Genomic DNA, 24,846 nt, shown 5'->3' on the forward strand with positions numbered 1-24,846 from the left:
CTCAGCGACCCTGGCGGGGAGACCGCCGCGCGCTACGGCGTCAAGTCGCCCTTTGGACTCCTCCCGGTCAGAAGTGTTACCAGGGCTCCGCTCGTACACCTGCGCAGCCTCGGCACTGCTCCTGCGCAGGCCCGGCGCCCTCCTGCGCGGCCTCCGCTCCCCTCCTGAGCACCCCCATCATGGTGTCTGGAAAAGAGCTGGGGTTGCTACGCTGAGGTCACCGCAGTTGACGCGTGACGGCTCGGGCTGCACGGGCACCCTCGGTGTGCGGCAGAGATCGTTCCGTCACAGCGGCGGCGCGATTCCCAGGATCTTCGTTCCGCTCGCGTCCAGGATCGCGTGATGTATGTCGCTCTCGCCAAGCGCGTGGGTGGCCGTAAAATCGAAATAGTAGTTCGATCCGTAATACGGATAGAAACTCCCGCTGTGCGCTCCGCGTACGACCTTGATAGCGTAGCCCACCGGCCCCTGCACGAGACCCTGGAATTCGTTGTCGTCGTAACCTTCAATGAGCTGCTTGAGGCTGTCCCACGAAAGGTCGCCCTGATAATGGTTCGGTCGCTCGTCGATGAGCATCTTCGTCACCCCTCCGTGAAGTCGCCGCGATTGCAACCCGGCGCGCGTGGCGCGTCGATACTGAACATGCGCCCGTCGTCCTCGTGAAGGCGGCCATGCGGCGGCATCGGGGGAGGCGCGGTCTTCCGCGGGGGGCGTCGGCGAAGCTCCCGGGCGCGCGGAAGGTGGTGGGCAGCGCGGAGCGGGCGCTCGCCGAGCACGTGCGCGGCCTGTCGCTCACGTCGTAGCGCCGCGGGCCGAACGGGCCAGGGAGATCCCATGGCCCTCGCTCCGCCGAGCAGGCCTATCGATGGCCCTCGCGGGCATCCTCGGCGCAGCGGGCGCCGCGCCGGTAGTCGGCCAGAGCCTCCAGGTACAGCGCGCTGAACCGATCGGTGGAGAAGGGGTTCTGGCTGGTCACGAGGTTGCAATCCCGCTGCGCGTACGCGCTCCCGGGGAACGCGGCCTCGTGCTCGTAACCGTGATCCTCGAGCTGCTCGCCGATGCCCCGGACCTGGGCGTCGGCCCCCATCACGAAGGTCTCGATATAGAACTCCTCGAACGACGAGACCGACGTCACCGTCCGACCGCTGAGCGGATGCGGCTGCCGCATGCGGGTGAGCACCGCCGGTGCGTGGCAGATGAGCCCCACGGGCTGGTGTTTCGCGCCAAAGTGAGCGAGCAGCGCGTGCAGATCCGCGTTGTCGAGCAGGTCGACCATCACGCCCTGTCCGCCGGGAACGACGATGCCGTCGAACGAGTCGGCCGCGGCGCGCGCCGCCTTCAGGCTGAGCGGCGCGCGGACCTCCGGGGCGCGCTCGACGAAGCGCTGCGCTTGCGCGCGCCGCGCTCCGTCTCCCCAGTACCGCTCGTCGAGGCTCTCCGGGTCGATCGCCGGGGCGGCGCCCCCGTCGGTCGCGAACACGACCTCGTGCCCCGCGCCGGTGAGGGCCAGGTACGGTTCGTAGAACTCGCCGAGGAAGGTGCCGGTCGCGCGCTTCGAGCTGTCCGCAAGCGTCTGCTCTCGAGCGGCGCTGAGGACGAACAGGATCTTCCCTCTGGGTTTCTCTGCCACCGGGCGCTCGGGGAACACGGGGTGGAGCCTCGGCGCCGCCGCGCCGCACGCGACAAGCGCCGGGCCGGCGAGCACGACCGCGAGGCCCGCGATCAGCGCCGTCCTTCGGGCCGCGCCCCGCGGCGCTCCGCGGCGCCCCGGGCCGCGCGTGGGTTCCGTTGCTGGGCGTTCGCCGTCTCGCTTCGTTCGTTCCGTCGTCATGCGGGAGACCATGACCAGCGGAGCGAGATCGCACCTTGACCTAGGTCAAGAAGCAGCGGTCCTGGTCGCGGCGCGCTTCAGGCGGCTCAGGGCCTCGGGTGTGATGCCGAGATATGCGGCGATGTGGTAGTCGGGCACGCGGCGCGCCACGGCCCCGTGCTCTGCGAGGAACGCGCGATAGCGCTCGGCGGCCGGATCCATCAGCAGCGACGCCTCGCGGCGCACCTTCTTCAGGTACACCCGCTCGACGATCCGCCGGCTCACCCGCTCCCAGTAGATGTCGCGCTCACAGAGCTCGCTCAGCCGCGAGTAGGGCGCGACGAAGAGCTGCATCGGGGTCAGCGCCTGGATCGTCAGCCGGGCGGGTTCCCTGGTGATCAGCGCCTCCAGCACCGACATGAAGTCCGGCGCGGAGATGAACCCTTTGTTGAACTCCTTCCCGTCGCTCCGCGTGTAAAACATCCTCGCGATGCCGGAGTTGACGAGCGCCACTGAGTCGCTCGCCTCGCCCGCCCGCACGAACGCCTCGCCCTTCCGCAGGCTCTTGCCGTGAAACAGGGCCGCGAAGGCGTCGAAATGCGGCGCCGGCCGGGCGTCGAGCGCGGCGACCATGCGCGCGAGCGCCGCGACCTGCTCCGCGCGCGAGAGCTGCACCATGGCAGGGGAGCCTAGCACGGCGCTCCCGGAGCGCGTCTGCCGCTCGCCCGCGCCTGCATCGTGACGGGCCGAGTCGCATGGGCTAGATCACAGATGCATGAACCATTCGGCGGTCACAGCGGTCCTTGTCGGCGCTTGCCTTCTCCCTGGCTCTGCATCGGCGCAGGCGGAAGGCGTGCCCCCGGCGGGGAGCCCTCCCCCCGTGGTGTATCCCGGGGAAGGCTGGCCCAACGTGGGGCGCCCTGGCGACCCGGTCGTGAGCGTGGGTGGCCTCTTCAGCTATACTGGCCGCGAGAACGCCGATGGCGCCGTGGGCGCCGGCGTCGAGGGTAGCCTCGCGTGGTACGGACAGCGCTCGTTCGCCTGGATAGGCGCCGTTGCGCAGGCGCAGCTCGTCGCCGACCGACCGGTCCACGAGAGGTTGGCGCTCGGTTTCCAGGGTGGGTTCGGCCCGGTCGGCGCCGAGCTCTCGGCGTACACCGAGGGCGCGGGCCGGTCGAACGCCCGAACGTATGGAGCGCAGATCGTCCCCTTCATCGCGATCCCCATCGCCTATGCGGGCTTTCGACTCGCCCTTCCGTTCGACGGGGGGGCTGGCGCGACGATACCTTCTTACGGCACGGAGTACGGGTTGGTCATTGGCTTGAAATTCCCGATCAACCCGAGAGCCTTTGGACATAGTCTTCATTGAGCCGGTTCACAGCCCTGTACGCCGGCCACGCCGTTCTCCGCCCATGCCGCTGGCCCGCGTCCGCTTTCCGCTCCTCGAGCGTCACCTCGGCGGCGACGAAGATCGCCTCGGCCAGCTCCTTGGCTGGACACGCCTGCCTGGCGCGCTCGCTTGCTCCCGTGCCCTTGCACGTCGGCCGCTCGATCGCCGCCGCACGCCGCGATCGGCCCCGCCGCCCGTTGCTCCTTCGCTACAACGAGGTATCCGCTCCGCGGCCGCCTGATGTCCGCAGGCCGCAGCGCTGAGGCTCTAAAATCTCGGTCACGCCCCTCGCGGAGCGGCCCGCCGGTGTGATAAGGCTGGCCGCCGGGGGCAGATCCAGCAAGGCGCGTCGCGCATGCGCCTTGCACGGGGGCCCCGCGAGCGGCGCATACGTCGCCAGGAGGCTTGAGATGGACGAGAGGATTCAGCGGTACGTGGACATGGCGGTAGCGCTCGGGGTGAGCGTCGGCGGGAAGATCGTGGGCGCGATCCTCGTCTGGGTCATCGGCCGCATGATCGTCCGGGGGCTCCTGTCGATGATGCAGCGCAGCTCCGCGCTGAAGAAGCTCGACACGACGCTGGCTCATTACCTGGAGTCGGCGGCGTCCGTGCTGCTGAACATCCTGCTCGTCATCGCCGTGCTCAGCGTCTTCGGCGTCGAGACGACCACCTTTGCCAGCCTGCTCGCCGCGATCGGCATCGCCGTCGGCATGGCGTGGTCCGGCCTCCTGTCGAACCTCGCGGCAGGCGTCTTCATGATCCTCCTGCGCCCCTTCAAGACCGGGGATTACGTGACGGCCGGCGGCGTGACGGGCACCGTCCACTCGATAGGCCTCTTCGCGACCACCCTCGATACGCCCGACAACGTCCGCACCATCGTGGGCAACAACAAGATCTTCAGCGACACGATCCAGAACTTCAGCACGAACCCGGTCCGCCGCGTCGACTGCACCGCGCAGCTCGCCCACGGCGCGGATCACGAGGCGGCGATCACGCGGCTCAAGACGCACCTCGCGCTCATCCCCAACGTCGCGAAAACCCCTGCGCCCAGCGTCGAGATCCTGGATTTCACCCTCGCCGGGCCCGTGTTGGCCGTCCGGCCCTTCTGCCACACCGATCATTACTGGGACGTCTACTTCGCCACGACCAAGATCATCCGCGAGGAGCTCGGCAAGATGGGGCTTCCGGTCCCGAGCCAGCACGTGCACATCAACCAGCTCGCGGCGGCGCCTGCCCACCGCTCCACGGGCTCGGAGATTCACCCGACGGCCTGACGCGCTGTCGATCGCGCGTCGGCCGCGCGCGCCCTGCACCCGCGCGCGGCCGCGCGCTGCTCGGCAGCCCTTGAGGCCGGCGGGCGGATCCTCTACGCCCGGGCGGCGCGCACGCCGCCGGCGCGCCACCGCACCATGCACCCCGAGGAACTCGTACCTTCCGCCGCCACGCTCAGGGCGATCGCCACCGCCATCATCATCCTCACCGCGGGTGGTCTCGCGAGCAAATGGGCGTACCGGCTCGCCGTCACGGCCCTGACCAAGACGCACCTGGATCAGGCGCTCGCGCGGTTCCTGGCGTCGATGCTCCGCTACACCGTGCTCGCGGCGACGTTCATCGCGTCGATGGAGACGGTGGGCATCCACACGACGAGCCTCGTGGCCGTGGTCGCCTCGGCGGGGCTGGCGGTGGGGCTGGCGCTGCAAGGGAGCCTGAGCAACTTCGCGAGCGGCGTCCTCATCCTCTTCTTCAAGCACTTTCAGCTCGGGGACAAGGTCGCCATCGGGAGCCACAAGGGCATCGTCGAGGACATCGGGCTCTTCAACACCACGCTGGTGTCGACGGACAACGAGAAGATCGTGATCCCGAACGCCGCGGTGACCAACGGCCCGATCGTGAACTACTCGGATCGAGGGCTGCTGCGCGGCGCCGTCACGCTCACCGTGGAGGGCCGGCTGCGCGATCTCGAGCCGGCGATGGAGGCCCTGGTGCGCGCCGGCAAGCGGGCCAGCGGCGTGGCGCGAGACCCGGCCCCCACCGTTTTCCTGACCGACATGGAGGACGGCTCGCTCGACCTCACGCTGACGGCCTGGTACAGCGCCGTGGAAGAGGACGGGAGCATGCACAACCTCCGCGTCGCGGCGCTCGAGGAGCTCGACGCGGCCGGCGTCAAGCTGATGAACCGGACACAGCTCGTCCTCCACCAGCGGAGCAAGGGCCCGTCCTAGTCAGCCCGGGCGTGGGGTCGAGCGGGCGAGGCGCCGAGACGACGCCATCGAGGCCCTTGCGCCCGCGCTGGCCGGGGAGCATGGTCGCTGCATGAGCGTCGAGGAGCGCGTCGCGGCGGAACGGCTTGTCCTGGCCGCAAACGAGGCCTTTTACGAGGCGTTCCGCGCCGGGGATTACCAGGCGATGTGCCGCGTGTGGGCCGAGCGGGCGCCCGTGGCCTGCGCCCATCCCGGCATGGAGGCGCTCTCGGGGCGCGCCAGCGTGCTCGAGAGCTGGAGCCAGCTCTTGCGCCAGACCTCGCCCCTGCGCATGCGCTGCCAGGGCGCCTCGGCGCACCTCCTCGGGGACTTCGCCTTCGTCACGTGCTACGAGGCGAACGGCGACGAGCCTGCACACCTGTGCGCAACCAACGTGTTCGTCCTCGAAGACGGGCAATGGAAGATGGTCCACCACCACGCGGGTCCGCTCTCCGCGCCGCGGCCCGAGCGGTGGGCGCCCGCTCGCTCCCGGCTCATGAACTGAGAGGCTGGCCGGGGCCGGGGAGACCCGCCATGAGGGCACGGATCTCCTCCGCTGAGTCGAACCGTGGTGGGCACAGGATCGGAGCCTGAACGGTATCCGTCCGCGTTGGCCAACATTCACTGTCGCTCGCCGAGGAGCGGTCGCCACGCGCATTCGTCCGGCAAGAGCGCCCAGATGACGTCGGCGTTCGGGCGAAACGCGATCTCCCGCAGGACGCGGGGTGTCGAGATGCGATCCATCCTGAACATTCGCGGCTCGTTCTTTCCCGTGTCCAGGGCGAGCACGTACCAGACAGGGCTCTGGATCAGGAGGCCGTGCGGCTCCACGCGTCGCCTCGACGCCCTCCCCTCGCGGTCTTGGTAGTCGAACCCGAGGCCGACGCCGGCGGAGAACGACTCCTCGAAGAGCCTCACCAGCTCTGCGGGGGGCGCCCCGGCTCCGGCGCGCACTGGCCCGCTCGCCGGATCGCCGACGATGACCCTGCGGCAGAGGGCGCGCAGCTCTCGCGCTCGTTCAGGAGGAAGGCTGCTGAGCAGCTTGGCCAGCGCGGAGCTGGCGGCGTCGCTCCACGGAAGGTCGCTCGCGGCCTGAGAGAGGCGCGCGGAGAGCCAGAGCGTCACGATCTCTGCGACCGAGAGGTGCACGGCGGTGACGCCCCGGCCGGCGTCGAGCCGGATCCCCCCGCCGGGGCCGGCCTCGCCCTCGATGTGGAGGCCGCGCTCCCTCAGCGTCGCGAGGTCCCTGCGCACGGTGCGGGCGCTGACCCCGAGCGTCGCGGCCAGCTCGCCGACCGTCGTCGCACCCCGCGCGCGAAGCAGGTCGGAGAGCTCCATGACCCGGACGGCGCGCGACATATGGTGACAGAATCTGTCAGGGTCCCGCGCTAGTCAACGCCCATGTCCAACGTGGCGAACACCTGGCCAATCGGCCTCGGCGTCCTCACCGGCAGGTACCCATGGCTGACCGGCTGAAGGACCTCTTCGACGAGCGGTGCGTCCGCTCGATCGCCCGCAACCTCCGCGCGGCGCACCCTGGCCTCGACGAGCGCGGCTTCGCCCGCGACTGCCTGGCGGGCCTCTCCGATCTGGAGCTCACCGGCCGCGCCTCCCTCATCGCGGACGTCATGCACCACCACCTGCCGCAGCCCTTTCCGGAGGCAGCTCGGGTGATCGTCGCCTCCCTCGGGCCCGAGCTCGATCGGAGCGACGCGTTCGGCCTCGCGCCGCTGCAGTACATGCCGCACGTGTTCTATGTGGCGAAGCGCGGTCTCGATCACTTCGAGGACGCGATGACCGCGCAAGTCGAGCTGACGAAGCGGTTCTCCGCCGAGTTCAGCATCCGCGCGTTCCTGACGAGGTACCCCGACGCGACGCTCCGCCGGCTCCGCACGTGGGCCGCCGACCCGAACGTCCATGTCCGGCGGCTCGTCTCCGAGGGGACGCGCCCACGGCTGCCGTGGGCCCCGCGGCTCCGTGCTTTCCAGCAGGATCCAGGCCCGGTCATCGATTTGCTCGAGCTCCTGAAGGACGATCCGGAGCGCTACGTGCAGCGCTCCGTCGCCAACAACATCAATGACATCGGCAAGGACCACCCGGACATCGCGGCGAGCCTCTGCCGGCGTTGGCTCGAGGGCGCGCCGCCCGGGCGGCAATGGATCGTGCGCCACGCGCTGCGCTCGCTCGTCAAGAAGGGTGATCGCGGCGCGCTCGACGCGCTCGGCTTCGGCGCGGCGCCGAGCGTCGCGATCGCTTCGGCGTCGCTGTCCCCGCGATCGGTGAAGCTCGGCGGAGAGCTCCGGTTCTCGTTCGAGCTCGCGTCGACGGCCCCGCGCGACCAGGAGCTGATCGTCGACTGCGCCGTGCACTTCGTGAAGGCGAACGGCTCGACGCGGCCAAAGGTCTTCAAGCTGCGGAAGCTCGTCCTGCCGCCGTCGGGTCGAGCCGAGATAGCCGGCAAGGTCTCCTTCGAGGAGATGACGACCCGCCGTCACTATCCCGGTCGCCACAGCATCGATGTGATGGTCAACGGCGTGGCGCACCCGCTGGGGCAATTCGAGGTGCGCCGGTGACGGCGTCCTGACGCGCCCTCCCCGACGATCGACGGGCCTCATCCTGCGCTGGACGCGCAGGGGACGGCCGCGCGCGCTTGACCGGCTCGCATCGCTCGGCTTCCATCGTCTCTCCGATGCTCCGGATCCGCGCCGCGCAAGTCGACGTCCTGACGGAGGCCACGTTCGAGCGCAGCGTCGCCGAGCACCTCCGCCGGTTCTTCCCCGATCGCTGCGCCGCCCTCGGCGACAGCGGTTTGCTCGGGTTCGTCCGCGAGGGCCTCGCCAAGGCCCGGCGGATCGGGTTCTCGCAGCCGGCGCACGCCGGCCAGTTCGTGACCTTGATGCTCGTGCTCGGCCGCGACTTCGACGTCGATCCGCTCCACCCGTGGGCGGGGGCGATCCTGCGTGATCCCGCGCTCGCGCACCCGGGCACGCGGATCAGCGCCCTCTGCAACGAGGCGTCCCGGCGCTTCGACGGAGGCGCTCCGTGAGCCAGCTGATCGGCGGCGCGCGCGATCAACTCTGGCAGGCGGTCGAGAACGGCTGGTGGCTCGCGCAGGTGGCGTACCGCCGCTGCACCCAGCACGCGACGCCGCAAATTCAGGTCCAGCACCCCCAGCTCGTCTACTGGGACGGGGGCTCGACGCCGGCGCGCGCGCAGGTCGATCTCTCGGTCGATCCGGCGGGCTTCGACGGGCAAGCGACGCTCACGTGGAACACAGGCCTCGCGCAGGTGTACGACGCTCCGGCCGGCGGCAACCAGCTCGTGTCCGGCGCGGTCGTGCATCCCAGGCACTGGAACGGCAACGTGCCGCTCTACGTGGAGCCGCTCGGCGTGGGGAAGATCACGCTGACGTTCTCGCTCGCGGCGACCGGCACCTACTACGTCAACGCGCCCGGCACCGTCAGCGGCGACGTGGACGTGGTGCCGCTCAAGATCGAGATCAAGGCCCAGGACGGCTCGGATCCGGTTTGCTGGGTGCTCGCGCAGAACAAGCGCACCTACAAGGCCGTGCTGACGCCGGCGATCGGCGGCGGTCAATTCGTTTGGACGCCAGACGATCCGGCGGCGCTCGCCGCGATCGGGAGCGCCGGAGACACCGCCACCGTCAAGGCCGCGGGGGACGGCGCCGGCGTGGTGAAGCTCGGCGTGACCTTCACGGACGGCGGCCGCAGCGTCGACACGGAGCTCGACGTGACCATCGTCCAGCTCCGCATCAAGGACGGCGACAAGCAGGGTGACGCGAAGAAGCACGCCCTCCTCGGCGAGGTGGACGCGCCGCGCCGGTTCGCTGCCGTCTTCGAGCCGGCCGGACCGGGGACGAACATCCAATGGGACGTGGCAGACCGGCGGAGCTACACGCTCAAGCGCGGCACGGCGAACGCGGACGTGACGACGATCGTTCCGAACGAGGACGGCGACACGTGGATCCAGGTGACTGCGAAGCTCGATCGCGAGCCCCGGGATCAGAAGGCCAAGGTCAGCCACCAATTCAAGGTTGTGGACGTGGCCATCAAGGGCGGCGACGGGCGCGCCGCGCCGCCGGGCTCGGTGCTCCGGTACATGAGGCACACGTGCAATGCCGTCCCGAAGCCGGCGGTCGCGCTGGAGGGCCACGCCTGGACTGCGGGCGGCTCGCTCACCGTCGTGGGAGCGGGCGGCGAGGCCAGCGTCGAGATCGCGGGGACGGCGAAGACCGCAAAGGAGGCGCCGGCGTCGCTCACGCTCGCCGCCACGCTCGACGGGCAGACCACGACCAAGCAGATCCAGATGGCCGTGACCGACATCTGGGTGGACCCCGATATGACGCACGCCGCGGTGGACACGGAGCGAGGCACGACGGCCTCTCTCACGGTGCGGGGCGCGCCGAACGGGAGCCGGTTCACGTGGGAGACCCAGAGCAACGGCGCGACCGTCATCGACCCGGACGACCAGAAGAAGGTCACGATCCGCGCGACCCAGCACGGCGAGGTCGACATCGAGATCACCTGCGCGCACGACAACGCCATCCAGCCGCTCACGGCCACGGGGAAGATCGTCTTCGTCGGCGTCGCCATCAAGCACGAGGACGGAGCGGCGGCGGCGAAGGACTTCGTGCTCGCCGGCTCGAAGCGGAAGTACAAGGCGGTGCCGACGCTCGACGTCAAGGGCGGGACGTTCGAGTGGAAGTGCGCGACCCCGGAGAGCAAGCTCACCCTCCAATCGAGCAAAGAGACGGCAACCATCACCGCGGCGCGAGGGGCCGCCGATGTCGAGACGATCGAGGTAGCCTTCAAGCTCGGCGGCAGGACCGCGCGAGCCACGCACGACGTCACCGTCGTCAACCTCGCCATCAAGGACGGCGACGGAGAGAGCCTGGCCAACGTCCATGTCCTCACCGGGCAGCAGCGCGCATTCCGGGCCGTGCTCACCCCGCCGCGGGAAGATGGGGAGTACACCTGGGCGAAGTCGGGAGGCGCGCCCCTTTACGAAGTCGACGCCGATCGCGCTGGCGCGACCGTCACGGCCGCTGCGCAGCGCAACGGGCCCGCCACGATCAGCGTGAAATACAGCGTCGACGGTCTGGAGGTCCCTGCGACGCACACCTTCAACGTGGTCGATCTCGACATCAAGGACGCCGACGGGCTAGCGCAGCCCAGGGCCTCGGCGCTCAAACACTTCAAGCAGCAGTACAAGGCCGTCCCCCGATCGGCGACGGCCCAAGGCACCTTCGTCTGGACCGGGGACGATGGGGTCTCCATCGTCGGCGGCCAGCAGACCGACGTCGTCGAGATCACCGGCACGCAGAAGACCGGAGAGGGCGAGACGGCGCTGCTGTCCGTCGCGTACACGCTGGATGGCCAGAGCATGACCCGGGAGGTCGGGATCGCTGTCACCGACATCTCGGCGTTGCCGGTCGTCGTCGCGCTGGATCCAGAGCACGGCGGGACCGCCGAGATCGAGGCCGTGGAGACGCTCGGCGAGCCCGGTCACGCGTGGGACTTCTCCTCCAACCCCATCGAGGCCAGCTTCGATGGGGGGAGCAAGCAGAAGAAGATCAAGGTCAAGGCCAAGAAGCCGGGCGTGGTCGAGCTCGGCCTCACGTACACACACGCGCTCGCCATCGGCGCCCTGACGGCCAAGGGCGTGGCGGTGTTCGTGCGCGAGCGCATCAAGAGCTTCACCGCCGAGATCGACGCCGAGACGGCTGTGGCAGAGGACGCCGGCGCGGACGAGAAGAAGGCCAAGGTGCTGCTCGGGTTGGACAGCGATCCGGACGTGTGGAAGGTCGGCTGGGTGGTCGCCGAGGCCGAGGGCGCGCCCGCGCGGCTCGACGTCGCCGGCCTGCCCGCGGGCGAGGGCGAGCACGAATGGAAGCCGAAGGGCGGCGGCTACATGAAGATCGCCGACGTGCAGCCTGACGGGGATCACGGCGAGAAGAAGAGCAAGGTGCTCCTCAAGGCCCGTCCCAAGGGCGGCAACGCGGGCCCTCCAGCCGACCCGGGTCACGAGGACGACGAGGTCGTCGCGAAATACACGCTCGCAGGCAAGGGCGCGAAGGACAAGCTATCGGTGGAGGTCCACCGTCATGGGTGCTCGGCGATCAAGTGGCACCGCAAGGGGAAGGCCAACGTCGATGAGAGCGACCGGATCGCCATCTGCGAGCACCGGGCCACACCCCAGTGGGACGGGGAGGATCGGTGGGTGGCGCCGCCCGGCGGTGAGGGCATCGGTATTCTCTCGTCCGGAGGACATCAGCACGGAGGCCGCTGCCCCGTCTGCTCCGGCGCCGCCAGCGAGAGCGCCAGCACCTCGCCACGCCATGTCTGGCACCACGTCCCCGGCAGCGCGCGCGCGCTCGCCAAGGCCCGCGCGCTCGCGGACGCCGTGCGCCGCTTCGCCCGCGACACGGACGACAAGGACGCGGATTACGTTGGGTTCCTCACGGACGCGCTGCTCGACTACGTCCGGCCCCTGAAGAGGGGTAGTACGACGAAGCGGGTCAACAAGGGCAAGATGCTCGGGGTCCTTGTCGGCAAGGACGGGACGGGTGGCGACGTCTGGCTCTACGCGCTCTCCGGGGATTGGACGGCCGACGGCGGCTGGTCCGGCCCCATCGGCCTCGGCGGCAACATCAAAAAACAGCGGACCGTCAGCAACTTCGACGGCACCACCACGACCTACGTGAAGACCAAGGTGCCGTTCAACACCGAGGCGATGACCGGTGGCTGGGGAAAGCTCGGCCGGTGCGCTGCGCAGGTCCTCCTGCGGAACGCCATCGACCTTGGCCTCAAGGACCTCGAGCTCGCCGAGGTGTGGCTCGACGTCAAAAAGGATCTGGGCACATCGGGCTTCCAGCACCAGCACGAGATCGGATCCTGCGAGCAGTGCCGCCGCTGCCTGGGGCGGCTCCTCTGCGAGGTGGGCGCCTGACCCGCAGGCACGGAGAACGTTCATGAACCTCGTCGACCGTTGCATCGAGTTCTGCACCTCGCTCGATCCCGATTTCAGCCGCGCCCTCCGCGGCTCGACCCCGGATCAGATCGCCGAGCTCACCCGGGCGATGGGCCGGCCGCCGAGCGCGGTGCACCTCGCCTTCCTCGAGCGCATGGGGGAAGACACGGGTGCATTGAAGCTCGGTCTCTACGCCACCTCCCCGCGCGAGATGATCGAGCGGCGCCCGGACCTGCTCGAGGACATCCCGGAGGGCGTGGAGCCGTTCGCCGTGCCCGTCGGCGACGACGAGGAGGACATCTTCCTGCTCGGCGGCGACGATCCCGAGGTCGTGCGCCACGACGGCGCGCCCCTCGACGACGAGGGGCGGCTCGATCTCTCGCGGACCGAGCCCGTCGCGGGCTCGCTGTCGGAGCTGATCTGCCTGCCCGTCCTCAACGCGCGCCTCGCCACCCGGCTCCCTTTGCAGGCGATGTACACCGAGCGGGAGCTGCGCCCGGACACGCTGGCACGCTGCCGCTGGCTGGCCGGCCTGTTCGGGTTCGAGCCGTACTGGTTCTCCAATGCCCACACCTTCGCGGCGAAGCGAGGCTCGTTGATCCTTGTCGCCAAGCAAGCGCCGGAGTTCTATCTCTCCGTCGGCCTCGCCGGGAGCGACGAGGCCGACTGGGGGGTCGTGTCGCGCACCCTGCAAAGGGAGCTGGAGCTCGATCCCTATCGGTGACGTGATCCGTTGAGGGCGAAGGGGCAGGTGCCCATGAGAGTGCGGGCGCCGCGCAGAGCCGTTGCGCGGGTCGGGGTCCGCGTCTATGAGGCGGGAGATGAAGGACTGGGAAGCGCTCTTCGCAAAGAAGCTCGAAAAGACCGACCTCGGCAAGGATCCGGCCCATGATCTGGCGCACTTCGCGAGGGTGGTCGCCACGGCCAAGGCGCTCGCGGCGGACGAAGGGGCAAGGCTCGAGATCGTCGTCCCCGCGGCGTGGCTGCACGATCTCGTCAACGTCCCCAAGAACGACCCCAGGCGCTCCCAGGCGTCGCGGCTCTCCGCGGAGGAGGCGCTCTGCTTCCTGCGGAGCGTGGAGTACCCCGAGGCGTTCCTCCCCGACATCGCCCACGCCATCGAGAGCCACAGCTACAGCGCGGGGATCGAGCCGACGACCCTCGAGGCCAGGGTGGTCCAGGACGCCGACCGCCTCGACGGCCTGGGCGCGATCGGGATCGCCCGCTGCTTCGCCGTGGGCGGCCTGCTCGGCGTGCGGTTCTACGATCCCGGGGATCCGTTCGCCGAGCGGAGGCCGTGGGATGACCGGATGAACGCGATCGACCACTTCCACGTGAAGCTGTTCAAGACCGCCGAGAGCCTCACGACGGCCGCAGGGCGCCGCGAGGGCGCGCGACGCGCGGAGTTCATGAGACAGTACCTCGCTCGCCTCGCGCTGGAGATCGGCGGCGAGATGGCGCCTGACGTTATCTGACGTCAACTGACGTCAACTGACGCCAGATAACGTCAGTTGACGTCAGCCCGCGCCGGCGACCGTCACCGCGGCCGCCACGGCGACCGGGATCGTGAAGTTGTCGTCCATCCGCGTGGAGAACAGCTCGGTCGCCGCCCCGGCCAGGCCCGCGACGGCGGCCAGGAGGAGCCGCGAGGAGAGCGACGCCGGGCCGAGCGCCCACATCACGGCGAGGGCGCTCAGCGCGCCCGCCGCGAAGAAGGCGAGCGTGCCCTCCAGCGAGCGGCCGTCGCGCAGCCGCGTGCGGCCGAAGCGGCGGCCGATGAGCGCCGCCGCCGGATCGGCCACCGCCAGCACCACCACGGCGAGCGACTGGCTCAGCCGCGTCCCGAACAGCGCCAGCAAGAAGAGCGCTGTCACGTACCAGGTGGACGAGTTCACCCGGTAGCGCTCGTGCGGGTGCGCCACGAGCCGGAAGACCCCCATCAGCCGCTCGTTGACCCGCTCGCTGACCCGGCGGGCGATCTCCATCGACCACACCGCCACAACGAACGCGCCGCTCGCGGCCACGAGCCAGCCGCGCTCCGGCAGGAGCTGGATCAGCCCGAGCACCGAGAGCCCCGAGCCCACGTGCCACAGGCTGCGCGCATGGTTCGTCGGCCTGACGCTCGGCGGCGCGGCGACCACGCCGCGCAGCGTCAGCAACAGCGACTCGTAGGCAGGCTGCACCTCTCGCTGGAACGCAATCCACGCCGCCTTGGGCGAGGGTGTTCCGGTCGGGGTCGCCCGCTCGACCGCCGCGAGCAGCACGCGGAGCCGCTCGCGGAGCCGCTCGATCCTGCCCCCGGCATCGTCGCGCTCGGCCGCCACGACGAGCTCGCGGAGCCGCGACGCCACCCGTTCGACCCGGGCGCGAACCTCGGGTTCGTCGTGGAAGACGAAGACGGCGGGATCGACCTGACGCAACAGTACGCAGAGCTCTTCGGAGACGAGCTTGGTCTCGACGTGCAAGGCGTGGATCACGTTGGGTTTTGCGAAGATAATCCCCGGGGGTCGGGCGCCATGTCAGCGCTTCGTCATACTGGCACCCCGCGCGTGAGCTGGCTCGCGGCGCCAGCCCTGCATGAGTCCGCACATCACGAGCTCGCACCCCGCGAGCCGGCGCTGCACGACGCGCCGCGCGAGTCCGCACCCCGCGAGCCGGCGCTGCACGACGCGCCGCGCGAGTCCGCACCCCACGAGCCGGCGCTGCACGACGCGCCGCGCGAGTCCGCACCCCACGAGCCGGCGCTGCACGACGCGCCGCGCGAGCCGACCAGACGCCGTCCAGGTCCCGGAGCGGATCGCGGGCGCGACAACCACCCTCCTGCCCACCCCGCGGCGACCGAGGGAACCGCTCGGCTCGCCTCGCGAGGACGCATGACACGGCAATTCATGGATTCATGCAATGCGCCAGCAAGGATTGCTTCTCTATTCCATTCTGGTCTCGGCGCCGCGTGACTCGCGCTCTGCGGAGCGCCCGGACGAAATCGCATGAGAGGCGCCTTACGACGCCGGACAGAGCGAGAGCCGTCGCGCTTTCCCTGCGCGCACGCTGGGGCTAGGTTGCCTCGCGCCGCGGATTCGACGGGTGGGCGCGAGGCGCCCGGGGAGGAAGCGCGCGGCCTACCCGCGCGCGGCCGGTCATGCGTCGTCCCGTCGGAGTCGGAGAATCGAGGAACATGAAGGTCTCAGTTCGGTACACCGCGCTATCGCTCGCGCTGCTCGCAGGCCCCATCGCCCATGCGCGGGAGCGCCCGAACTACGACGCATACTTCAAGGCCCCACCCGCGCCGCCCGTCCGCGCGGCGCGCCGCGCGCGCGTCATCGACGTCGACGCGCGCGCGCCGGGCGCCGTCGTGGCGTCGACCGATCCGCAGCGCGGGGTGCCGACCTTCGTGTGGGCGACGTCCCCGGGCCACCGGCCGCCGGCCGCGACCCACGCGACGCCCGAGGCCGCGGCCCGGTGGTACGTGCAGCGGTACGCGCGCCTCTACGGTCTTCCGCAGGCCGCGCTCGATACGGCCGTGGTGCGCCACGTCCACGACACCGGGCGCGGCGGCATCGTCGTGACGCTGGGCCAGGACGTCGACGGGATCCCGGTCTTCCGGAGCGGGCTCAAGGTGCTCATGAAGCGCGACCTCGGGCTCGTCGCCCTCGCGGGCAACCTCCACGCGTCGGCCGTCCCCCTGGCGCCCGGCGCCGCCTCGCCGGCGGCCGGCTCGCTCCGCGGCCGGGCGTTCTCCGGCTCGCCGGCGCAGGCGGTCGTCCGCGCCCTGCGCGACGCGCACCGCATCGACATCAAGACGGCCGACCTCCGCGAGCTCGGCGAGGCGAAGGGCGGGTATCGGCTCTTCGACATCGCGGACACCGATCACGCGCGCCAGCGCGCCGGGAGCCTGCGCTTCACGCAGCCGGCGCGGGTCAGGAAGGTGCTCTTTCCGCTGCCCGACCGGCTCGTCGCCGGCTACTTCGTCGAGCTCGTCTCGGGCGACGCCGGCGGCACGAGCTCCGCGGCGTACGCCTGGGTGTTCGGGGCCAGCGACGGGCAGATGCTCTCCCGGGAGAACCTCTCCCACGCCGCGTTCGATTACCGGGTCTGGGCGGAGGAAGGGGGTGATCACAGGCCGCTCGACGGCCCCCTCGCGGATCTCTCGCCGCACCCGACCGGGCGGCCCGACGGCCAGGTCCCTCGGTTCGTCGCGCCGAGCCTCATCTCCATCGATGGCTTCAACACGAACCTCGACGGCGGGGCCGATCCGTGGCTGCCGGCCGACGCGACCTCGACCCGCGGCAACAACGTCGACGCCTACGCGGACCACAACGCGCCCGACGGGTTCTCCAGCGGCGATACGCGCGCGGCGCTCTCGGGGCCAGGCTCGTTCGATCACATCTATGACCCGCTCGCCGAGCCGCTCGCCACGCCCGAGCAGACCATGGCGGCCGTCACCCAGATCTTCTACGTCACGAACTGGCTCCATGACTGGTACTACGACTCCGGCTTCACCGAGGCCGCGGGCAACGCCCAGCGCGACAACCTCGGTCGGGGCGGCCTGGGCGGCGATCCGCTCCTCGCGGAGGCGCAGGACGACGCGACCGGCGGCAGCCGCGACAACGCGAACATGGACGCGACGTACGACGGCGCGTCGCCCCGGATGCAGATGTACCTGTGGTCCGGGCCGGATCAGCGCTCGCTGAGCGTCACGCCGCAGAACGCCAGCTACGCGTCGAACACCGCCCTGTTCGGGCCCCAGCGCTACGAGGTCACCGGCGAGCTCGCCCTCGCCCAGGACGGCGCCGAGCCCCGCGGCGACGCGTGCGGGCCGATCACGAGCGACGTGGCCGGCAAGATCGCCCTCGTCGACCGGGGCGGGTGCACCTTCGGCGAGAAGGCGCAGAGCGCGCAGGCGGCGGGCGCCATCGGCGTGATCATCGCCAACAACCGCGAGAGCGACGGGGCCCCGCGGCTGTCCGGCGAGGCCCCCGAGGTGACGACCCCCGCCCAGAGCGTCTCGCACGAGGACGGCAGCGCGCTCAAGGCGGCGCTCGCCGCCTCGGACGCGCCGCTCACGGTCACCATGACCCGCGAGCCCGGCGTCGAGCGCGACGGCACGATCGACAACAGCATCGTGGCGCACGAGTGGGGCCATTACATCCACCTCCGTCAGGTCGCGTGCGGCACGAAGATGTGCGGCGCGCAGAGCGAGGGGTGGGGCGACTTCATCGCCCTGCACATGGCGCTGCGCGACGGCGACGACCTCGACGGCGCCTTCCCGCTCTCGAGCTACGGGAGCGCGGCGCTCGGCGACAGCTACTTCGGCATCCGCCGCGCCCCCTACTCCGTCGACTTCACCAGGAACGGGCTGACGTTCAAGCACATCTCGGAGGGCGCCCGCCTCCCCGACCACCCGCTCAACTCGTCGTTCTCCGACAACTCCGAGGAGCACAACGCGGGAGAGGTCTGGGCGAGCATGCTGTTCGAGGCCTACGTCGGGCTGATCCGGCACGGCAGCGGCCTGACCCCGCCGCGCGCGTTCGAGCAGACCCGGCGGCGGATGAGCGATTACGTGGTGGCCGGCATGCAGCTCGCGCCGGTGAGCCCGACGTACACCGAGCAGCGCGACGCCCTCCTCGCCGCCGCGCTCGCCAGCGATCAGGGCGACTTCCTCGCGCTGGCGGAGGCGTTCGCCCGGCGCGGCGCCGGCACGTGCGCCGTGTCCCCGCGCGCCGACTCGCACGATTTCTCCGGCGTCGTGGAGAGCTTCAGCGTCCAGCCCGAGATCTCGCTGGTCCGGGCGGAGCTCGACGACAGCGCCGGCTCCTGCGACCGCGACGGGCTGCTCGACGCGGAGGAGTCCGGCACGATCGCGATCGAGATCGTCAATCGCGGCGCGGCGCCCCTGACCGGGGCGGTGGCGTCCATCGAGGTGCCTTCCGCCGGGGTGACGTTCCCGGACGGCGCGCGCGCGTCGTTCGGCGACATCGCGCCGTTCGCGACCGGGACCGCGACCGTGGCGGTGAAGCTCGACCGGACCGTGGCGCCCGCCGAGGACCTCGAGCTCAGCCTGACGCTGAAGAGCGCCGCGGCGTGCACGCCGGTGCGGGTCGAGGCCCTGGTGCGCCGCGTGAACTTCGACGAGCTGCCGGGGTCCTCGGCGGTCGACGACGTGGAGGCGCAGAGCACGACCTGGCGCGTCGAGGGGCTCTCCAGCGAGCTCGTCTGGTCGCGCGCCGAGGGGACCGCGCCGAACCGCGTGTGGCGCGGCGTCAACCTCGGGAGCGTGTCCGACACGGCGCTGGTGTCGCCGGCCCTGGAGGTCAGCGAGTCCGAGCGCTTCGTGCTGACGTTCGCGCACCGGCACCAGTTCGAGACGAGCGACGAGACGTTCTGGGACGGCGCGGTGGTCGAGATCAGCGCCGACGGCGGCGCGACATGGCGGGACATCGGGAGTCGCGCGCAGCCCGGCTACAGCGGGAGGGTCACCGTCGAGTCGGGCAATCCGCTGGGCAGGCGGAGGGCCTTCGTCGGCCAGAGCCCCTCGTGGCCCGAGGTCGACCACGTGGCGATCGACCTGGGGACCGCGTTCGCCGGGAAGACGGTGCAGGTGCGGTTCCGCGTCGGCACGGACGCGGCCGCGGGCGACGCCGGCTGGGAGCTCGACGACATCGGGTTCGCGGGCCTGAAGAACAAGCCGTTCGCGACGGTGGTCGAGGACACCGCCTCCTGCCAGGGCGGGCCCGTGGCCGACGCGGGGGCGGACCAGGCGGTCGCGCTCGGCGAGCTCGTGACGCTCGACGCCTCGGGGAGCTCGGACCCCGAGGAGGACGCGCTGACGTTCTCCTGGGTGCAGACGGCGGGGCCCGCGGTCGAGCTGACCGGCGAGGGCGCGCGGGCGACCTTCGTGGCGCCCGAGGTCGCCGCGACGACGACCCTGGCGTTCGAGGTGACGGTCAGCGACGGGATCCTGGAGGCGACCGACCAGGTCAGCGTGGTGGTCGATCTGGCGAAGGAGCCGGCAGCTGAAGGCTGCGGGTGCGCGATCCCGGGGGGCGCGCCGCGCGGGCCGCTGGCCGCGCTCGGGGCCGCCGCGGCGCTCGCGGCGTTTGCGAGGCGGCGGCGCGGCGGTGGCGCCAGGTGAGCGATGAGCGATGAGCGATGAGCCATGAGTCCGGCAGCTGACATGTGAGGCGGAAGTTTCACCCATTGACGCCCGCGGCCCGGTCCCCCACCGTGGCCGGTCAGCATGGGACTCAGCAACGCTCCGCCCGCCTCTCCCGTCGTGCCAGCCGATCAGGCCCTGGAACGCCTGATCGAGGGCAACCGGCGCTTCGTGGACAACATCCGCGGCGAGCACGTCGTGATGGGACCGCGGGCGCGGGCCGCCCTCGTGGAGGGGCAGCAGCCCTTCGCCATCATCCTCAGCTGCTCGGACTCGCGGGCGCCGGCGGAGCTCATCTTCGACCAGGGGCTCGGGGACCTGTTCGTCATCCGGGTCGCGGGCAACGTGGTGGCGCCCTCGCTCGTGGGCAGCGTGGAGTTCGCCGCCGCCGCCTTCGGGACCCGCCTTGCCGTGGTGATGGGCCACTCGCGTTGCGGCGCCATCGACGCCACGCTGAGCGAGCTGCTCCACGAGGACCACGGCGGCCCCCTCACCGACAACATCCGCGATATCGTCGAGCGCTGCCGAGCTCCCGTCGAGACGGTGGTGAGCGCCGCCGGCCGCCACGCCGACAGGAACTTTCTCCTGCGCGAGGCGATGCGCGCCAACGTGCGCAACTCGTGCGATCACCTCCGGCACGGCAGCCGGCTTCTCGAGCGGCTGTGCACCGAGGAAGGCATGCTGATCGTCGGCGCCGAGTACGCCCTCGAGACCGGCAAGGTGACGTTCCTCCCGCGCGCGTGACGAGCTGCGGCGTTTCGTGCGCCTCACTCGCCTGCCTGACGGCTGAGCCCGTATCCCACGAATCTGCACCCTTGCGCTAGCGATCCGAGATCAGGGTTTGGCGCGGCTCCGGCGCAGGACGAGCGGGAGCGACTCGAACCCGAGCGGCATCATCGCCCGCGTCTGCCGCAGCGGAGGCGCCTCGCCGGGCGTGACGGACTCATAGCAGTCGAGGAGCGCGTTCAGGGCGATCCGCGCCTCCATCCGCGCCAGCGCCGCGCCGATGCAGAAATGGGTCCCCTGCCCGAACGCCAGGTGCTCCACCGGAGGCCGGTCGAGCCGGAACGCGTCCGGCTCCTCGAAGACGGCGGGATCGCGGTTCGCCGCGCCGAACACGACGTCGACCAGGTGCCCGGCCGGTATCATCACGCCGCTCACGTCCACCGGCCGCGTGGCGACGCGCAGGAGGCGCTGCACGGGGCTCGAATGGCGCAGCGTCTCCTCGATGATCGGCTCCACCAGACTCCGATCCTCCTGCGCGCGCCGGTAGAGCTCGGGCCGCTCGGACAGGAGGTGCGCCATGTTGCCGATGAGGTTCGTCGTGGTGTCGTTGCCGGCGACGAGCAGGCCGACGCAGAAGCCGACCGCCTCGGGCGTGTCGAGGCGCGCGCCGTCGATCTCGGCCTCGACCAGCGCCGAGATGAGATCGCCTGACGGCGCGCGCCGTCGCGCCTCGAGCTCCGCCGCGAAGAAGTCGACCATCGCCTTATCGCGGCTCGCGCGCTCCTCCGCCGGTATACCGCTGTAGGACATCACGGACTCGGACCAGCTCCGAAATTGCACATAGCGCTCCGCCGGGATACCGAGCAGGGTGGCGATCACCATCATCGGCAGGGGCATCGCGTAGGCGCCCATGAGGTCTGACGGCCCGTCGCCCGTCGCTTCGAGCAGCGAGGCGGCGAGGCGGCCAATCCACGGCTCGAGCTCTGCGATGCGCCGCGGCGTGAACGATCGGCTGACGAGCCTGCGGAGGTGGGTGTGCCGGGGCGGATCGTCGTGCAGCAGCGTGATCCGCGGCAGGACACGGATCTTGTCCGTGACGTTCGACGAGAACGTCTGGGGATCCCGCAGCGCGGCGAGCACCTCCGCGTGGCGCAGGAGCGCGTAGGCACAAATAGGCTCGCCGAGGCCCGCGGCGCCGCCCGAGGGCACGCGCGCATAGAGCACCGGAGATCGCCCGCGCAGCCCGTGGTACGCGGGGTAAGGATCGGCTATCACCGAAGGCGCGGAGAGGTCGATCTGCTCGGGCGAGGGGCTCGGGGCGGTCTCGGTTTCCATGTCAAGCGCAGCGCGGCGCAGCCGCGCTGCCGGACAGCACATCCAAGCGGTTCGTGGAAGTCAAGTCCTTTCCCCTGGCGTGATGACAGCATAGGTGTGACCCCATGGAACTCCGGGCGGCGTCCACGCGATCACCGTCATGAGGAGCGCAGTCTTCGCATCTCGTCCGACCCCCCTCGCCTCGCGGCGTTTCCGGGCCGAACGGATTGAACAGCATCCTGGACGCCGATCACGATCACACATCGGGAATGGCCTTAGCGCGAGTTCCGGATCTACCCGGCCTCAGCCGGAGATGTGCGGCTTGTAATCTCGCAATGCAAGCTGGAACCCTCGCTCGGATCGAAGCATTTGGACATCTCCGGGCGCTCGTCATCGCGCTCGCGGGTCCTGAGAGGGGTGAGTCTGCTGGCGCCGATTCTTGGTCAAATACATGCACGATCCACGGCCCCTACGAACGAAGTGAGCACAGGTAGGAGGCCTGAATCGGGCTTGGGGGAGGGCAACATTCGTCATGACACAGCATTACACGAGTTCACGCGACACGTGGGAGGCAGCCTATCTCTACTCCCCCGAGGCGCTGTTCGTAGCGGATGTCGACGGCACGCTGTCGCACTGGAGCGAGTCATTCGGCCACACGGTCGGGCACGCGGCCACGCCGGGGACGGCGTTCTTCCAGCTCTTCCACGACGACGATCGGGAGGCGGCCCGGGCGAAGTGGTCCGGGCTCCTGGAGGCGACCGGGTCCGTCGAGCTCCGCGGGCGGGTGATGACGGCCGGGAACGTGTATGCGTCCTTCTCCTGCGTGCTGCGCAGAGCGCCGCACGGCCAGGCGGTCTACGGCTCGCTGCACGCGACGTCCGGCGCCGACGATCACCCCGCCGCCGAGCCCGGGAAGGGAGAGGACGCGGACATGCTCCGCGCCCTCTCCGACAACCTCCCTGTCATCGTCTGGTCATGCGACGCGGCGGGCGTCATCACCCGCCACGACGGGAGGGGCCTGGCGGGGCTCGGCCTCAAGCGGGGGCAGCTCGTCGGGACGAACCTCTTCGACGTCTTTGCCAACGCTCCCGAAGGCACGGAGAACGTGAGGAGGGCGCTCCGCGGGTCTCCCTCCCATTCAATGAGCCACGTCCCCGCCAACAATTCGTTCTGGGAGAACTGGATGGTGCCGATCCAGAGTCCGCTCGGAAACGTCGCGTCCGTGATCGGGCTCTCGCTCGATGTCTCGGAGGCGAAGAGAGCGGAAGAGGAGCTCCGGCTACGGCTGTTGCAGATCCAGAAGCAGCAGGAGGTCATCGGCAAGCTCTCGACGCCCATCATCCAGGTCTGGGACGGGGTGGTCGCGCTGCCCATGGTCGGCGTCGTCGACAGCGCGAGGACCGCCGACGTCATGCAGAACTTGCTCGACGAGATCGTCCGCACCAGCGCGCGGTATGCCATCCTGGATCTCACGGGCGTCGAGATGGTGGACACGCAGGTCGCGAATCACCTGATCAAGCTCGTGAACGCCATCCGGCTCCTCGGCGCGGACGGGATCATCTGCGGCATCAGGCCATCGGTCGCGCAGACGATCGTCGAGCTGGGCCTCGATCTGAACAGCATGGTGACGCGGTCGAACCTGCGGGCTGGAATCATGTTCTGCATCAACCAGATGCGCCAGCTCGCGTCGACGTCGGCGACGAACGGCTCCTCGGGCCGCTGACCCGCGGCCCCTCCCCTTCTGCTCGCGCGGCTCGCGCGGCGCCGGCGTCCGGCATCGTCGATCCGGGAAGCACCGCCAGCACCGCCGGCGGCGCGCGCGTTCGAGTTCGTGACGACGACGAGACAGGCGCCGCAGGCGCGGCCTACGCGAGAACGAGGTTCTTCATGCTCTCCCTGAGTCGAACCGACCAAGATAGCTTCCCCACCGCGGCCGGAGAGCTGCCGGTGATCGGTCACCTGCCCATCCTCTACCGGGACGCCGTCGGCCTGCTGCGCCGCAGCAGGAGCGCGCTGGGTCCGCTCTTCTGGGTCAACCTCGGGTTCGCGCAACGCCGGCTCTTCTATGTCGGAGCTGACGCCATCGATCTCCTGCGCGCGCCCGAGGTGGTCATGGACCATCCGGAGCACCTGAAGGGGATCGTGGGCCGCTCGATGGCTGCGCAGGACGGGCCGCCGCACCGGCACATGCGCTCGGCCATCAACCCCTCGTTCTCCCCTCAGGGGTTCGCCAAGGAGGCCTCCGCCACCATCGCCTCCGCGTTCGCTGCGAAGATCGATGCCTGGCTCCAGCAAGAGAGCTTCGCGGTCCATCCCGCCATGCGGGATCTGACCCTCGAGATCATTTTTCGAATCTGCGGGGTCCCGACAGAGGATGTGCACGCCTGGAGCCGAGCCTATCGCGAGCTGTTCCTGGGTGTTTACCCGATCCCGGGTCGTCTGCCAGGCATGCCCGCGTACCGCTCGGATCGTGCGCGCGCCTGGATAGACGACCGCCTGCGGAAGCTCCTCGCGCTCGCTCGCGGGGGCGGCGCCGCGGGTTCCCTCGTCGAAATGCTCTCGAAGGCTCGCGACGACGAGGGCGTGCCCCTGTCGGACCAAGACATCGTCGACAACCTTCGCGCGATATTGCTCGCCGGGCACGAGACCAGCGCCTCCATCCTGGCCTGGATCGTCATCGTCCTGTCGCGCCGGAGCGAGGTGTGGAGCGCGCTCTGCGACGAACACACCGCCGCGCCGGACGCGTCCGTGCCCATGTCCGCGAGAGAGGCGGACCGGTTCCCCGTCGCCAACGCCGTCTTCCGGGAAGTCCTGCGGATGTACACGCCGGTCTGGTTCATCTTCCGGACGGTCACCGAGACGATCACGCTGAACGGTAGACGCGTCCCTCGAAATACGCCGCTGGCCCTCAGCCCCGCGCAATTCGGCTATGATCCATCGCTGTTCCCGGACGCCGATCGCTTCGATCTGAACCGCTGGAGAGATCGCTCGAGCCCGCCGGGTCCGCTGGAGCTGGCCGCGTTCGGCGGGGGGCCGCACTTCTGTCTTGGATACAACGTCGCTTGCATCGAGGCGCTCCAGCTTCAGTTCATCCTCGTCCGGGCGTTGCGCCGCGCCGGGCTCGTTCCACACTTGGAGGGCGCTTCACCGAAGCACGTGTACTTCCCGACCGGGCATCCGACGGCCGCGACACGGGTCGCCTTTCGTCGGTGCTGAACGGGCA

At 70.3% G+C, this 24,846-nt stretch carries 20 protein-coding genes; 14 read left to right on the forward strand and 6 right to left on the reverse strand.

Annotated elements, in window-relative coordinates:
- Positions 1-285: 285 nt before the first annotated feature.
- Positions 286-576, reverse strand: coding sequence for a hypothetical protein (locus WMF12_RS24365; RefSeq protein WP_437849367.1), 291 nt, complete (start codon positions 574-576; stop codon positions 286-288).
- Between the two features lie 95 nt (positions 577-671).
- On the opposite strand from WMF12_RS24365, the gene WMF12_RS24370 reads away from it, so the two are divergent.
- Positions 672-803, forward strand: coding sequence for a hypothetical protein (locus WMF12_RS24370; RefSeq protein ID WP_437849369.1), 132 nt, complete (start codon positions 672-674; stop codon positions 801-803).
- A gap of 56 nt (positions 804-859) precedes the next feature.
- On the opposite strand, the gene WMF12_RS24375 is transcribed toward WMF12_RS24370, so the two are convergent.
- Together WMF12_RS24375 and WMF12_RS24380 are read right to left on the reverse strand one after the other, a co-directional pair.
- A complete protein-coding gene (locus WMF12_RS24375; protein ID WP_437849371.1) occupies positions 860-1,831 on the reverse strand; it encodes a type 1 glutamine amidotransferase domain-containing protein in 972 nt (323 codons plus the stop codon).
- Between the two features lie 45 nt (positions 1,832-1,876).
- Positions 1,877-2,488, reverse strand: coding sequence for a Crp/Fnr family transcriptional regulator (locus tag WMF12_RS24380; RefSeq protein ID WP_437849373.1), 612 nt, complete (start codon positions 2,486-2,488; stop codon positions 1,877-1,879).
- Between the two features lie 262 nt (positions 2,489-2,750).
- On the opposite strand from WMF12_RS24380, the gene WMF12_RS24385 reads away from it, so the two are divergent.
- From WMF12_RS24385 to WMF12_RS24400, 4 genes are all read left to right on the forward strand, one after another.
- A complete protein-coding gene (locus WMF12_RS24385; protein WP_437849375.1) occupies positions 2,751-3,179 on the forward strand; it encodes a hypothetical protein in 429 nt (142 codons plus the stop codon).
- Positions 3,180-3,610: 431 nt separating this feature from the next.
- A complete protein-coding gene (locus tag WMF12_RS24390) occupies positions 3,611-4,474 on the forward strand; it encodes a mechanosensitive ion channel family protein (RefSeq protein ID WP_437849377.1) in 864 nt (287 codons plus the stop codon).
- A 135-nt stretch (positions 4,475-4,609) separates the two neighbouring features.
- On the forward strand, positions 4,610-5,422 hold the full coding sequence (locus tag WMF12_RS24395; RefSeq protein WP_437849379.1) for a mechanosensitive ion channel family protein: 813 nt from the start codon (positions 4,610-4,612) through the stop codon (positions 5,420-5,422).
- 91 nt (positions 5,423-5,513) lie between these two features.
- Positions 5,514-5,945, forward strand: a complete 432-nt coding sequence (locus WMF12_RS24400) for a nuclear transport factor 2 family protein (protein WP_437849380.1) — start codon at positions 5,514-5,516, stop codon at positions 5,943-5,945.
- A gap of 116 nt (positions 5,946-6,061) precedes the next feature.
- Here WMF12_RS24400 and WMF12_RS24405 read toward each other — a convergent pair whose 3' ends face one another.
- Entirely contained in the window at positions 6,062-6,799 is a 738-nt protein-coding gene (locus WMF12_RS24405; RefSeq protein WP_437849382.1) for a helix-turn-helix transcriptional regulator, read from the reverse strand.
- Positions 6,800-6,900: 101 nt separating this feature from the next.
- On the opposite strand from WMF12_RS24405, the gene WMF12_RS24410 reads away from it, so the two are divergent.
- The 5 genes from WMF12_RS24410 to WMF12_RS24430 all read left to right on the forward strand — a co-directional run bounded on the left by WMF12_RS24410 (position 6,901) and on the right by WMF12_RS24430 (position 13,905).
- Positions 6,901-8,013, forward strand: coding sequence for a DNA alkylation repair protein (locus WMF12_RS24410; protein WP_437849384.1), 1,113 nt, complete (start codon positions 6,901-6,903; stop codon positions 8,011-8,013).
- A 116-nt stretch (positions 8,014-8,129) separates the two neighbouring features.
- Complete coding sequence (locus WMF12_RS24415) at positions 8,130-8,486, forward strand: hypothetical protein (protein ID WP_437849386.1); 357 nt, start codon at positions 8,130-8,132, stop codon at positions 8,484-8,486.
- The gene (locus WMF12_RS24420) at positions 8,483-12,409 is read left to right on the forward strand and encodes a hypothetical protein (protein WP_437849388.1); all 3,927 of its coding nucleotides are present in this window, start codon (positions 8,483-8,485) and stop codon (positions 12,407-12,409) included. Before WMF12_RS24415 ends, WMF12_RS24420 begins: the two co-directional genes overlap by 4 nt.
- A 22-nt stretch (positions 12,410-12,431) precedes the next feature.
- Complete coding sequence (locus WMF12_RS24425) at positions 12,432-13,154, forward strand: hypothetical protein (RefSeq protein ID WP_437849390.1); 723 nt, start codon at positions 12,432-12,434, stop codon at positions 13,152-13,154.
- 85 nt (positions 13,155-13,239) lie between these two features.
- Positions 13,240-13,905 carry an HD domain-containing protein gene (locus WMF12_RS24430; RefSeq protein ID WP_437849392.1) on the forward strand — a complete coding sequence of 222 codons (666 nt, stop codon included), beginning with the start codon at positions 13,240-13,242 and terminating at the stop codon, positions 13,903-13,905.
- Between the two features lie 42 nt (positions 13,906-13,947).
- Here WMF12_RS24430 and WMF12_RS24435 read toward each other — a convergent pair whose 3' ends face one another.
- Positions 13,948-14,907, reverse strand: coding sequence for a diacylglycerol/polyprenol kinase family protein (locus WMF12_RS24435; RefSeq protein ID WP_437849393.1), 960 nt, complete (start codon positions 14,905-14,907; stop codon positions 13,948-13,950).
- A gap of 698 nt (positions 14,908-15,605) precedes the next feature.
- Between WMF12_RS24435 and WMF12_RS24440 the strand changes: the two genes are divergently transcribed.
- Positions 15,606-19,562: a M36 family metallopeptidase gene (locus WMF12_RS24440; RefSeq protein ID WP_437849395.1), complete on the forward strand. Its 3,957-nt coding sequence runs from the start codon at positions 15,606-15,608 to the stop codon at positions 19,560-19,562.
- A 105-nt stretch (positions 19,563-19,667) separates the two neighbouring features.
- Entirely contained in the window at positions 19,668-20,327 is a 660-nt protein-coding gene (locus WMF12_RS24445) for a carbonic anhydrase (protein WP_437849397.1), read from the forward strand.
- 90 nt (positions 20,328-20,417) lie between these two features.
- Here WMF12_RS24445 and WMF12_RS24450 read toward each other — a convergent pair whose 3' ends face one another.
- Positions 20,418-21,644: a cytochrome P450 gene (locus WMF12_RS24450; RefSeq protein WP_437849399.1), complete on the reverse strand. Its 1,227-nt coding sequence runs from the start codon at positions 21,642-21,644 to the stop codon at positions 20,418-20,420.
- Between the two features lie 511 nt (positions 21,645-22,155).
- On the opposite strand from WMF12_RS24450, the gene WMF12_RS24455 reads away from it, so the two are divergent.
- Complete coding sequence (locus tag WMF12_RS24455; RefSeq protein WP_437849401.1) at positions 22,156-23,346, forward strand: STAS domain-containing protein; 1,191 nt, start codon at positions 22,156-22,158, stop codon at positions 23,344-23,346.
- Positions 23,347-23,510: 164 nt separating this feature from the next.
- Positions 23,511-24,839 (forward strand): cytochrome P450, encoded by a 1,329-nt coding sequence (locus WMF12_RS24460; RefSeq protein ID WP_437849403.1) that lies wholly within the window; start codon positions 23,511-23,513, stop codon positions 24,837-24,839.
- Positions 24,840-24,846 lie beyond the last annotated feature (7 nt).

It is taken from the genome of Sorangium sp. So ce363, assembly GCF_051520435.1.
GTDB classification, from domain to species: Bacteria; Myxococcota_A; Polyangia; order Polyangiales; family Polyangiaceae; genus Sorangium; species Sorangium cellulosum_B.